A 13007-nucleotide genomic window follows, 5' to 3' on the forward strand; every position below is an offset into this window, starting at 1 on the left:
TCCCCGCCCTGGCACAGTGTTCAAAGGAAAAAAATGCAGGACTGGTTCCGTCCCCTCGCCGCTCCCCCATCTTCCGGCCCAGCGGTCGGCCCGATTGTCGGCCCAGTCATTGGCCGCGTTGAACGGCTTGCCCAGCACCTGCTGCTGCTGGGGGCATTCGTCATTCCCTTCTCCACGGCCCTGGCGAATTTCTTCGTCGGCCTGACCCTGATTGCCTTCGTGCTCGCGCTGCTGCTGGACCGCTCGCTGGCGCAGCCGCTGCGCAAGCCGGCCCCGCTGCTGGCGCTGGCGCTGCTGGCGCTGGTCCTGATCGGCGCCGCCTGGTCGATCGCGCCGCCCGACGAAGTGCGCGACGGCATGCGCAAGTACGCCAAGCTGCTGGTGCTGCCGATCGCCGTCTGCCTGTGCTGGCGCGCACCCGCCCTGCCCGCGCGCGTGCTGCGCTGGTCGCTGGCCGGCTGCGCTTTCCTGGCCACGGCGATCTACCTGGTCTGGCTCGACATGATGCCCACCTCCAGCCTCGGCTGGTGGCGCGTGGGCGACATGAGCGACCCCTTCGTCTTCCGCAACCACATCACCAACGGAATCCTGCTCTCGTTTGCCTCCTGCGCCTGCTTCCTGCTCGCCACCTGGCACCGCACTGCCGGCGCGCGCCTGGCGGCGGTGGCGGCCGGCATCTACCTGTGCGCGCCCATCCTGAGCGGGAACGGGCGCACCGGCTACGTCGGCGTGGCCGTCGGCCTCTTCGTGCTGTTCCTGCTGCGCTCGCGCGTGACCCTGGCGCGCACCGCCGCCGCCGGCGCCGCGATCGTGCTGCTGTTCGGCCTCGTCTACCAGGTCTCGCCCAACTTCAAGACCCGCACCGACCTCCTGATCCACGAAGTGCAGGCCAAGGACCCGACGACGCCCAACGGCCTGCGCCTGAGCTACATGCGGGCCGCCGGCGCGGCCCTCCTGCAGCGTCCCCTGCTCGGCCACGGCACCGGTTCCTTCGCCGAGGTCTTCGAAGAGGAAGCGCGCACCACCCTGACCGCCCTGCCGGAACTGACGACCGCGCGCCACCAGCCGCACAGCGAACCGCTGCTGCTGGCGGTCCAGCTCGGGCTGCCCGGCCTGCTCCTGTTCGCGGCCCTGGTCCTCACGCTCGGCAAGGCGGCGCTGGCGCGGCGCGAGCCCGGCTACGATGCGCTGGCGCTGCTGGTGGCGGTGTTCGGCGTCGCCTCGCTGTTCAACAGCCTGCTGTGGGACCCGACCGAGGCCTACTGGTTCCTGCTGCTGGCCGGGGCGCTGTATGCGCATTGCGTACAGCGGCGTGAGGCTACAATGAGCGCTGCATAATATAGACGCTCCAGCACCGCTTGCGCCCGACCATGACCAACACCCGGATTTCCCTCGTCATCGCCACCTATAACTGGCCCGAGGCGCTGCGCGCCTGCGTGGAAGCCTGCTTCCGCCAGACCGACGACAATTACGAGATCATCATCGCCGACGACGGTTCGGGCGAGCCGACGCGCGCACTCGTGGCCGAGCTGTGCGCGCGCTCGCCGGTGCCGATGCGCCACGTGTGGCAGCCCGACGACGGCTTCCGGCTGGCGATGGCGCGCAACCGCGGCATCCTCGCCGCCAGCGGCGGCTACATCATCGCCATGGACGGCGACTGCATGCCCCAGCCCGACTTCGTCGCCCGCCACCGCCAGCTGGCCGAGCCCGGCCACCTGGTCACCGGCAGCCGCATCCTGCTCAGCCAGGACTTCAGCCGGCGCGTGCTCGGCGGCGAGGTCGACCTGCAGGCGCTCGGCCTGGCCGACAAGCTGCGCTACCGCCGCCAGGGCGGGCTGAACAAGGCGGCGCCGCTGCTGTTCAAGCTGCCCGACATCGGCCGCCGCCGCCGCTTCAGCTTCCGCCGCATCAAGGGCTGCAACATGGCCTTCTGGCGTTCCGACCTCGAGCGCGTGAACGGTTTCGACGAGAGTTTCCGCGGCTGGGGCCATGAAGACGCCGACATCGTCGTGCGCCTTCACCACGCCGGCGTGGCGCGCAAGGATGGCGCCTACGCCACCGAAATCTTCCACCTGTGGCACCGCGAAGCGCAACGCGACCAGGCGACCAGCAACAAGCACCTGGTGCTGCAGCGCTTGGCCGACAAGACGACCCAGGCCGTCATCGGGCTGAAACAGCATGCCGGCGACAGCGCTTGACAGCGCGAGCGGCGGGCGCCGCGTCCTGCTGGCCGGCGCCACCGGCCTGGTCGGCGGCGAGCTCCTGCGCGGCCTGCTGGCCGACGACACGGTGGCCGCCGTGCACGTGCTGGCGCGGCGTCCGCTGGAGGTCCGGCATCCGAAACTGCGGGTCCAGGTGGTGGATTTCACCGCCCTGCCCGGCTTGCCCGCGCTCGACGAGGCCTACCTCGCCCTCGGCACCACGATCAAGGTGGCCGGCAGCCAGGCCGCCTTCCGGGCGGTCGATTTCGACGCGAATCTGGCGGTGGCGCGTGCAGCCTGCGCCGCGGGTGCGCGCCGGCTCGGGCTGGTCAGCGCGATGGGTGCGGATGCGCGGGCGCGCGTGTTTTATAACCGGGTCAAGGGCGAACTCGAGGAGGCGGTGCGGGGGCTCGGCTTCGAGGCCGTGGTGATTGCGCGGCCCTCGCTGCTGCTGGGCGACCGGGCCGCGCTCGGGCAGCCGGCGCGCGCGGGCGAGCATCTCGGGGCGCTGGTGGCGGGGGTGTTGCGGCCGTTGATTCCGGTGCGGTACCGGCCGATCAGGGCGTTGGATGTGGCGCGGGCCTTGCTGGCGCGAGTACCCGGGGCGCAGGGCGAAGTGGTGTTGCCGTCGGATGCGATGCAGGCTGAGCGGCTCACGTAAACGCGTGGAGTCAGGACTCCACGCGTTTTGAAACCGTTGTGCAGCCCGACCGGCTTAATACTCGACCGCCACGTCCTTCGCCCCCAGCGTCAGCTCCAGCGCCAGCTTGAGCGCATCCGACGGCGCCACGCGCCATTCGTCGCCCAGCTGCAGCGTGCACTCGACGCCTTGCGGCTTGATGCGCAGGCTGACCGGCAGACCGTCCGCGTGGCGGTACGGCGTCAGCACCTCGGCCATCTTGGCCGGGCTGATGGTGCAGGCGACGTCCATCTCCAGCTTGTGGCCGTAGTGGATGCGCGAGGCGGCGATGTCGAACACTTTTTCGGCCGTGATGCGCAGCCCGCCGTTGAAGCGGTCTTCCGACACTTTACCCACCACCATCAGGAACTCGTCTTCCTTGAAGATGTTCTTGTTGGCCTCGAACACCTCGTTGTAGACCGTGACCTCGACCACGCCGGTCTTGTCGTCGAGCGCGACGATCAGGATCTTGCCGCGCTGGGTCATTTGCGTGCGCACGCCGGTGATCACGCCGCACAGCATGCGCGGGTCGCGCGAGGGTTCCAGGTCCTTCAGTTTCGTCTTGGCGAAGCGCCGCACTTCCTGGGCGTAGGAGTCGAACATGTGGCCCGACAGGTAGTAGCCGAGCGCGATTTTTTCCTCGGCCAGCTTCTGGCGGTCGGTCCAGGGCGTCGCCTTCACGTACTCGGGCGGGGCGACCAGGTCGGAGTCGTCGCCGCCGAACAGGCTGACCTGGTTCGCGGCCGCCGCTTCCTGGCCCGCCACTTCCATTGCAAAAGTCACCGAGGCCAGCAGGATGGCGCGGTCGACGCCGAAGCAGTCCATGGCGCCGGCGCGGATCAGCGATTCGATCGTGCGGCGGTTGATCTGCTTGCGGTCGACGCGCTTGCAGAAGTCGAACAGGTCCTTGAACTTGCCGCCTTCCTTCCGTGCCGCGATGATCGCCTCGATCGCGCCCTGGCCGGCGCCTTTCACGCCGCCCAGGCCATAGCGGATGTTGGACACCTGCTTGCCCGTGACCGACTTCGGCTGCCCTTCCGGCGTGAAGCGGAACTGCGATTCGTTGACGTCCGGCGGCAGCAGCGTCAGCTTGCAGACGTCGATCGCGTCCTCGACGAGGATCTTGATCTTGTCCGTGTCTTCCATCGCCAGCGACATGTTGGCTGCCATGAAGGCGGCCGTGTGGTGCACTTTCAGGTAGGCGGTATGGTAGGACAGCAGCGCGTACGCCGCGGCGTGGGATTTATTGAAGCCGTAGCCCGCGAACTTCTCCATCAGGTCGAAGATCTCGTCGGCCTTTTCGGTCGACAGGCCGTCTTTCGCCGCACCGGCGCGGAAGATCTCGCGGTGCTCGGCCATCTCTTCGGCCTTCTTCTTGCCCATCGCGCGGCGCAGCATGTCGGCGCCGCCCAGCGAGTAGCCGCCGACGATCTGCGCCATCTGCATGACCTGCTCCTGGTAGACCATGATGCCGTAGGTCTCGGACAGGATGGACTCGGTGCGCGGGTCCGGATAATCGAATTTCTCGCCGTGCTTGCGCTTGCAGAAGTCGGGGATCAGGTCCATCGGGCCCGGACGGTACAGCGCCACGAGCGCGATGATGTCCTCGAAGCGGTCGGGACGCGCATCCTTCAGCATGCCCTGCATGCCGCGCGACTCCAGCTGGAAGATCGCGACCGTCTTCGCATCCGACAGCAGCTTATAGGACGGCCGGTCGTTCAGCGGCAGCGTCTCGAGGTTGAATTCGGCGTCCACCGGATCGAGGGCGCGGATGTAGTTCACGGCGCGGTCGAGGATGGTCAGCGTGGTCAGGCCCAGGAAGTCGAACTTGACCAGGCCGACGGCTTCGACGTCGTCCTTGTCGTACTGCGAGACCACGCCGGCGTCGCCGCCCTGGGTGTACAGCGGGCAGAAGTCGGTGAGTTTGCCCGGCGCGATCAGCACGCCGCCGGCGTGCATGCCGATGTTACGGGTGATGCCCTCGACCTGCTGCGCCAGCTCCAGCACCTGTTTGACTTCTTCCTCGTTCTCGAGGCGCTCCTTGAGCAGCGGCTCCTCTTCGATCGCCTCCGCGATCGAGACCGGCTTGCCGGGCTTGAACGGGATCAGCTTGGAGATGCCGTCGCAGAAGTTGTAGCCGTAGTCGAGCACGCGGCCGACGTCGCGGATCGCGCCCTTGGCCGCCATGGTACCGAAGGTGGCGATCTGCGAGACCGCGTCGCGCCCGTACAAGTCCTTCACGTGCTGGATCACCAGTTCGCGCTTTTCCTGGCAGAAGTCGATGTCGAAGTCGGGCATCGAGACGCGTTCCGGGTTCAGGAAGCGCTCGAACAGCAGGTTGTATTTCAGCGGATCGAGGTCGGTGATCTTGAGCGCATACGCCACCAGCGAACCCGCACCCGAACCGCGGCCGGGGCCGATCGGCACGCCGTTGTTCTTGCCCCACTGGATGAACTCCGCAACGATCAGGAAGTAGCCAGGGAACTTCATCTTGATGATGGTCTGGTTCTCGAATTCCAGCCGCGCCTCGTAGCGCGGGCGCTCGGCCTCGCGTTTTACCGGATCGGGGAACAGCTGCTCGAGGCGCTCTTCCAGGCCCTTCTTGGTTTCGGCGACGAGGAACTCGTCGATGGTCATGCCCGGCGGAGTCGGGAAGTCCGGCAGCTGCGGCTTGCCCAGCGTGAGCACGACGTTGCAGCGTTTCGCGATTTCGACAGAATTGGCGAGCGCGCCGGGCAGGTCCTTGAACAGCTCGGCCATCTCGGCCTGCGACTTGAAGCACATCTCGTCGTTGAAGCGGCGCACGCGCTTGGCGTTGGCCAGCATTTCGCCCTCGGCGATACAGGTGCGCGCCTCGTGGGCGATGAATTCGTCCTTGCTGATGAACTGCACCGGGTGGGTCGCCACCACCGGCAGCCCGAGGCGCCCGGCCAGCGCCACCGAGTGGCGCACCGCCTGCTCCTGGTTGGAGGCGCCGGCGCGCTGAATCTCGATGTAGAAGTGGCCCGGGAAGATGCTGGCCCAGCGCTGCGCATTGCGCTCGGCGCGCTCGATGTCGCCGTTGTCGATCGCCTGGCCGACGTCGCCAAAACACGCGCCCGAGAGCACGATCAGGGCATTCGCCTGATTGACTTCCGGCTCCAAAGTGGAGACAGAAGTAGCTAATGCTTCCAGCCACTCGACGCGGATCTCGGCCCGGCCTTTATATTGATTGGTGAGCCAGGCCTTCGACAGCAGGTCGCACAGCTGCAGGTAGCCGGTGCGGTTCTTCGCCAGGATCAGCAGGCGCGAGGGCTTGTCGCGGTTGTCGTCGTTGGTGATCCAGGCATCGACCCCGACGATCGGCTTGATCCCCTTGCCGCGCGCCGCCTTGTAGAAGCGCACCATGCAGAACATGTTGGCGAGGTCGGTGACGGCGAGCGCCGGTTGCTTGTCCTTGGCGGCGGCGCCGACCAGGTCGTCGATGCGCACCAGGCCGTCCACGATCGAGTATTCGGAGTGGACGCGCAGGTGGGTGAAAGTCGGGGAAGTCATACCGTATTTTAACCTGCCGGCGGCTCATCGGCGCCGCCGGCAGGCGCAGTTGCAACAAGACAACACGCACCCCTCAGGCAGCCTGGAGACGCTTCCTGCCTGCGCCATCTTATAATACTGTCCACTGCGTTCAAGCCGTTCCGGCCTGCGCATCGCTTCCGTTTCTGCTTCCACTGCTGCTTCCACTTCGGCCCCGACGATGACCTGTTTCCGCCCCACCGCGCGCCTGCCCAGATGAGCCCGATGCCCCCGTCCCTGCTGGACCTGCTGCTGGCGCAGCCGGAACCGGGCCGGCCGGCCATCGCCGTCCTGCCGCCCGCATCCGGCCCGGCCCTTGCGCCGGCCAAGCCGGCTGCTGGTGCGCGCCCGCTGCGCCGCCTCGCCGGGCCGCTGATGCTGCTCGCCCGCGCCGTGCTGCGCCGCCCGCAGGTGCGCCAGCTGGCGCTGCGCATCCTGAAGCGCTCGCCGGCCCTGTATGCACGCGCCTACCGGATGATGATGGCTTCCGGGGGCGCCGCCGTCCCGGCGCCGCGCGCCGCGGCCGGTACGCTCTCGCCCCGTGCGCAGGCAATCCTGCGCACGCTACGCGGCCTGCGCGACACACCGGTGCGCGATGGCGCCAGGCCGCGGCTGGCCTTCGTCTCGCCCCTGCCGCCGGAACGCACCGGGGTGGCTACTTATGCCGTCGAACTGCTGGCGGAACTGTCGCCCCACTTCGACATCGAACTCGTCGTCGCCCAGCCGGACGTGGTCCTGCCACCGGCGCTCGGCCACCTTCCGGTGCGCCAGGCCGGCTGGTTCGCCGAATATGGCGACCGCTACGACCAGGTGCTCTACCAGATCGGCAATAGCCCCTTCCACAGCCACATGTTCCCTCTCCTGGCGCGCTTCCCAGGTGTCGTCGTGCTGCACGACTTCTTCGTCGGCGGCGCCCTGCTGCACGCCCAGATGAGCGGCGCCGACCTACATGCCTGGGACGAGGCGCTGCTCCACTCGCACGGCTATGCCGCCGTGCGCTCCAGCCAGGCCGGAGGCGCCGGCGGCCACGCGCACCGCGACTGGCCGTGCAGCCTGCCGGCCCTGGAAAACGCGACCCGGACCATCGTCCATTCGCGCCACGCGCGCCAGCTCGCGGCCGACTGGTTCGGCGCCGAGCTTGCGCGCACGATCGACGTCATCCCCCATCCGCGCAGTGCGCCGACGACGGTCGACCGCGCCGCCGCGCGCGCCGCGCTCGGCATTCCCGAGGACTGCTTCCTGGTCTGCAGCTTCGGCTTCATCGCGCCCAACAAGTTGACCCACGAGCTGCTGCGCGCCTGGATCGCCTCCTCCCTGCACGCCGATCCGCACTGCGCCCTGGTGCTGGCCGGCGCCAACCACGACAGCCCCTACGGGGTCGAGGTCGAGGCCCTGATCCGGCGCGCCGGGCCGGACGCAAACATCCGCATTGCCGGCTGGCTCGACGACGCGGCCTACCGCCACTACCTGCAAGCGGCCGACCTCGGCGTGCAGCTGCGCACCAACGCGCGCGGCGAAAGCTCGGGTGCGGTCCTCGACGCGATGAACCATGGCTTGCCGACGATCGTCAACGCGAACGGCTCGATGGCCGAATTCCCCGCCGGCGCGGTATGGTCCCTGCCTGACGCCTTCGAGGTCGCCGAGTTGACTCAAGCCCTGGAAACCCTGCGCCACGATCCGGCGCGGCGCCAGGCGCTCGGAGAAGGCGCGGTGGCCCTGCTCGACGCCCAGTTCCGCCCGGCCCGCTGCGCCGGCCTGTATCTCGACACTCTCGAACGCGCCCGCGCCGCCACGCAGGCGCAGCACGCGGCCTGGCGCGCGGCGCTGGCGCAGGCCGCCCCTAGCGACGACGACGCCCTGCAGCGCCTGGCCGCCAGCCTGGCGCAGGACGAAACCGGCGCGCGCCGCCGGCTGCTGCTCGACCTCGGCGCCGCGCCGGATGCCCAGCTCGTGGCGCTGCTGGCGCAGGAACACCCTGGCCTGTGCATCGAACCGGTCTTCCTCGACACCGCCGCAGACGCGCCCTGCCTGCGCCAGGCGCGCAATGCGGCCGGGCGCCTGCTCGGCCTGGGCTGGCCGGCGCAGCCCGAGCCGGTGATCGACGTGCGCGCCGGCGACACCTGGTGCGCGGACGCCGCCGCGCCGGCCGTCGCGCAGTTGCTGGAAGCCGGCCTGCTGGCGGCCTGGCAGGCGCGCGGCGCGCGGGTGACACTGCTGGCGCGCGCGCCGCTCGAAGGCGCCGCCCTGCGCGCGGCCGCCGGCGCCGACGGGGTGATCTGCCGCTCGGAGGCGATTGCACAACAGTTGATGGCCGGATTGGCCGCCGCGGGCGGCGCCGGGCCGGCCGCCACGGTCCCGCACGAGCCCGACGGCTTATAATAGCGGTCGACCAGAATTGATTCTCTTAGCAATCATGCAAACCACCACCCATCATTCGGCGGACGCCAGCGGCGTCGCCAGCACGCAGGCAGGCGCGGGGCGCTACGTCAACATCGCCGCCTACAAGTTCATCACGTTCGAGAACACCGAGGAAATGCGCCCGCAGTTCCAGGCCCTGTGCGCGGAACTGAACCTGAAGGGCACGATCCTGCTCACGCCGGAAGGCATCAACATGTTCCTGTCGGGCCTCCCGGCGGACATCGAGCGCTATCTCGACTGGCTGCGCGCCGATCCGCGCTTCGCCGACATCGAGGTCAAGTACAGCTACTCGGACGAGCAGTCGCACAAGCGCATGCTGGTGAAGATCAAGAGCGAAATCATCACCATGCGCATGCCGCTGATCAAACCGGAACTGGGCCGCGCGCCCTCGGTCGACCCGGCCACCCTCAAGCGCTGGCTCGACCAGGGCCATGACGACGCCGGCAAGCCGGTCGTGATGGTCGACACCCGCAACGACTTCGAGGTCGACGTCGGCACCTTCGACAACACGGTCGACTACCGCATCGCCAAGTTCACCGAGTTCCCGGAAGTGATCGCCGCCCACAAGGACGACTTCGCCGGCAAGACCGTGGTCACCTTCTGCACCGGCGGCATCCGCTGCGAAAAGGCGGCGATCCACATGCAGAACATCGGCTACGACAACGTCTACCAGTTAGAGGGCGGCATCCTCAAGTATTTCGAGGACGTCGGCGGCGCCCATTACACGGGCGACTGCTTCGTGTTCGACTACCGTACCGCGCTCAACCCGAAGCTCGAGCCAACCGTCACCACCCAGTGCTTCGCCTGCCGCGCCGTGGTCACGCCGCGCGAGCAGCTCTCGCCGCAGTACGTGTATGGGGTGTCGTGCCCGCACTGCGCGGACCAGCCGGCACAAGCTTGAGCATGGTGCGCCAGGTCGTCAAGAAAGCCGCGTTGCGCGTCGTAGCCTTCGTCGTGGCGCGCCCCCGCCTGGACGATTTCCTGCGCCGCCAGATCTACCGTTTCCCCGGGCTCGCCGGCCGGGTGCGCGCGGCCGTTGCACACTCGCGCCGGGCCGATTGGCAGACCTTGCCCGTCCTGCTCTCCGACGAGGCCGATCTGACCGATAGCGCGCGCCAGGTGCTGGGCGACCTGCGCCGAGCCATCGACCATACCCGTACACAGTAAAGCTCCCCCATGCGCATCATCCTCGACCTGCAGGCCTGCCAGGCTTCCAGCATGCACCGCGGCATCGGCCGCTATTCGATGGCGCTGGCGCTGGCCATGGCGCGCAACAGCGGCGGGCATGAGCTGCGCATCGTCCTCAACGAGGACTATCCGGACAGCGTCGCCACGATCCGCAAGGCTTTCGACGGCCTTCTCCCGCAGTCACACATCTCGACCTTCGTCACGCCAGTGCCGGTCGGGGAAGTTGACCAGCGCAACGCATGGCGCATCCGCACCTCGGAACGCATCCGCGAACACTATCTGGCTGGCCTGCGTCCCGACATCGTGCACGTCGCCAGCCTGTTCGAGGGCCTGGGCGACAACGTGGTAGCCTCCGTGCCCCGGGCGGAAAAGCGTTTCGATACCGCCGTCACGCTATACGACCTGATTCCGCTGATGCGCAAGGAGCGCTACCTGGGCGACCCGAACGTGGCTGCCTGGTACTACCGCAAGCTCGAACAGCTGAAGCAAGCCGGCCTGCTGCTGGCCATCTCCGGTTCGGCGCGTAAAGAAGGGATCGAGCTGTTACAGTTGCCGCCGCAGCGCGTGGCGAACATCTCGTCGGCTGTTGACGCCATCTTCCGTCCGCGCACAATGACGCCCGAAGAGCGTGCCGCGCTGCTGGCGCGCCACGGCATCAAGAGCGACTTCATCATGTACACCGGCGGCATCGATTACCGGAAAAATATCGAAGGTCTGATCGAAGCTTATGCGGCGTTGCCCGCCCCGTTGCGCCGACAGTACCAGCTGGCCGTGGTCTGCAGCATCCAGGACCCCGACCGCTTCCGCCTGGAGCGGCTGGCAGCCAGGTTCAATCTCCCAAAGGAGGACCTGGTGCTGACCGGCTTCGTGTCGGACGACGACCTGGTCGCACTGTACAACTGCACTTCGCTCTTCGTGTTCCCTTCGCTGCACGAAGGTTTTGGTTTGCCTGCGCTGGAGGCGATGGCCTGTGGCGCTCCGGTGATTGGCTCGAACACCAGCAGCATTCCGGAAGTGATTGGACGCGCCGACGCCATGTTTGACCCGACCAGCGTTGCCGCTATCAGTGCCGCCATGGCGGCGGTGCTGGGCGATCCGGCACGCCAGGCCGAGCTACGTGCCTGGGGCCTGGTCCAGGCACAACGCTTCTCCTGGGATGCCAGCGCGCAGCGTGCCATTGCGGCGTTCGAGGAAGCACACCAGCGTCGCCTCGCATCGCACAGCGCGAGCGTGGCGGTTGCCTCGCTACCGGCATGCAAGCCGCGTCTGGCCTACGTCTCGCCATTGCCGCCGACGCGCTCGGGCATCGCCGCCTATAGCGCCGACTTGCTGCCGGAACTGGCGCAGTACTATGAGATCGAACTGGTGCTGGCGCAGGAGGGCGTCGACGACCCTGCCCTCACGCACTTCCCGCAGCGTTCGAGCGAATGGTTCGACGCCAACGCCCACGCGTTCGACCACGTTATCTATCAGTTCGGCAATTCCGAATTTCACGCACACATGTTCGGCCTGCTCGAGCGCCATCCGGGTGTAGTCGTGCTGCACGATTTCTACCTGAGCGGCGTTCTCAACCATGCCGAAGCGAACCATCACCTGCCCAACCATTACTGCCGCTCGCTGTACCTGGCGCATGGCTACGGCCCGCTCAAGGAAGAGAAGGACGAGGGCCGCACAGCCTCCGTCATGACCTACCCGAGCAACAAGGCAGTACTCGACCGCGCTACCGGCGTGATCGTGCACTCGGCCCATTCGGCGCAGCTGGCCGAGCGCTGGTACGGCCCGGGCTTCTCGGCCGACTGGCGCGTGCTCCCGCTGGTTTGCCTGCGCCCCGGCGCGGACACGGCGGACCGCGCGCTAGTGCGTCAGGAACTGGGATTCGGCGCGGACGACTTCGTTGTCTGCTCGTTCGGCATCCTGTCTGCGCCGAAGTGCAACGACCGGCTGGTCGAGGCCTGGCTCGACAGCAGCCTGGCGCACGATCCGCACTGCCACCTGGTGTTCGTCGGGGAAATCGCCGCCGGGCGCTTCGGCATGGCGCTACGCGACCGCATCGCGGCCCACCCGCGCATCTCGGTCACGGGCTATGCCAGCACTGCGCTCTACCGGCGCTACCTGGCCGCGGCCGATGCGGCCGTGCAGTTGCGCGCTGGCTCGCGCGGGGAGACCTCGGGCGCGGTGTTTGACTGCCTGTCCTACGGCCTGCCGGTCATCGTCAACGCCCATGGCTCAGCCGCCGAAATACCGGAACAAGTTTGCCTGCGTCTTGCCGACGCCTTCGGCCAGGAGGCGCTGCGCGCCGCCATCGAGCGCCTGCATGGCGACGCCGCGCTGCGCACACGCCTGCGCGGCGACGCCTCTGCCTATATGGCGGCAACCCACTCCCAGGCCCGCATCGCCGGACTGTACCGCGATGCGGTCGAACACTTCGCGCGCGCCGGCGCTGGCCAGGCTGAGCAGGGCCTGATCCGGGCAATCGTGGCCACGGATACCGAAGTCCCCGATCCGGATTTGCTGCAGGCCGCAGCGGCGATCGCCGCCAACCGACCGCGCCTCTGCGCGCGCCAGGTGCTGGTGGACGTCAGCATCCTCGGCGACGCCGCCGCTACGCCGGAACATGAACTGTTGCGCGCCATGATCGAGCAGGTGCCGGACGGCTGGCGCATCGAGCCGGTGCGCCACGATGGCACCCGCTACCGCTACGCGCGGCGCTTTGCCCTTGACCTGATCGACCGTCCGGACTTGCAGATCGAGGATGGGGTGGCCGATGCCAAAGCCGGAGATGTGCTCGTGACGCTCGGCAAGGGGCCGGCGGCGGTGATGCCCGAAAAATGGCTGGCGCGCGGGATAGAGGCTGGCCGACTGGCGACCGGCTCCGATGCGGATACGGGCGAGCGGCTTGCCGCCCTGTTGGCCGTCGGCGGCCCCGATTGCGTGGCCTGAACGCCGCACTGGAAGACGGGTGCGGCCGC

General features: G+C 68.1%; 8 protein-coding genes. 7 read left to right on the forward strand and 1 reads right to left on the reverse strand.

Going from position 1 to position 13007, the window contains the following annotated elements:
- The first annotated feature begins 33 nt into the window (after positions 1-33).
- From ACWCIA_RS19670 to ACWCIA_RS19680, 3 genes are read left to right on the forward strand one after another with little or no spacing between them, the layout of a single operon-like run.
- Positions 34-1338 carry an O-antigen ligase family protein gene (locus ACWCIA_RS19670; RefSeq protein ID WP_454166011.1) on the forward strand — a complete coding sequence of 435 codons (1305 nt, stop codon included), beginning with the start codon at positions 34-36 and terminating at the stop codon, positions 1336-1338.
- Positions 1339-1370: 32 nt separating this feature from the next.
- The gene (locus ACWCIA_RS19675) at positions 1371-2198 is read left to right on the forward strand and encodes a glycosyltransferase family 2 protein (protein WP_454166013.1); all 828 of its coding nucleotides are present in this window, start codon (positions 1371-1373) and stop codon (positions 2196-2198) included.
- Positions 2179-2862 (forward strand): NAD(P)H-binding protein, encoded by a 684-nt coding sequence (locus ACWCIA_RS19680; protein ID WP_454166015.1) that lies wholly within the window; start codon positions 2179-2181, stop codon positions 2860-2862. The genes ACWCIA_RS19675 and ACWCIA_RS19680 overlap by 20 nt, the downstream gene beginning before the upstream one ends.
- 54 nt (positions 2863-2916) lie before the next feature.
- On the opposite strand, the gene dnaE is transcribed toward ACWCIA_RS19680, so the two are convergent.
- Positions 2917-6414, reverse strand: coding sequence for a DNA polymerase III subunit alpha (dnaE, locus tag ACWCIA_RS19685; protein WP_454166017.1), 3498 nt, complete (start codon positions 6412-6414; stop codon positions 2917-2919).
- Between the two features lie 243 nt (positions 6415-6657).
- On the opposite strand from dnaE, the gene ACWCIA_RS19690 reads away from it, so the two are divergent.
- Genes ACWCIA_RS19690 through ACWCIA_RS19705 form a run of 4 tightly spaced genes read left to right on the forward strand, consistent with a single transcriptional unit; the run spans position 6658 to position 12978 of the window.
- Positions 6658-8811 (forward strand): glycosyltransferase family 4 protein, encoded by a 2154-nt coding sequence (locus tag ACWCIA_RS19690; protein ID WP_454166019.1) that lies wholly within the window; start codon positions 6658-6660, stop codon positions 8809-8811.
- A gap of 34 nt (positions 8812-8845) precedes the next feature.
- Positions 8846-9751: a sulfurtransferase gene (locus tag ACWCIA_RS19695; RefSeq protein ID WP_454166021.1), complete on the forward strand. Its 906-nt coding sequence runs from the start codon at positions 8846-8848 to the stop codon at positions 9749-9751.
- 2 nt (positions 9752-9753) lie between these two features.
- Positions 9754-10017: a hypothetical protein gene (locus ACWCIA_RS19700; RefSeq protein WP_454166023.1), complete on the forward strand. Its 264-nt coding sequence runs from the start codon at positions 9754-9756 to the stop codon at positions 10015-10017.
- A gap of 9 nt (positions 10018-10026) precedes the next feature.
- On the forward strand, positions 10027-12978 hold the full coding sequence (locus ACWCIA_RS19705) for a glycosyltransferase (protein WP_454166024.1): 2952 nt from the start codon (positions 10027-10029) through the stop codon (positions 12976-12978).
- Positions 12979-13007: the final 29 nt, after the last annotated feature.

It is taken from the genome of Massilia sp. SYSU DXS3249, assembly GCF_053668055.1.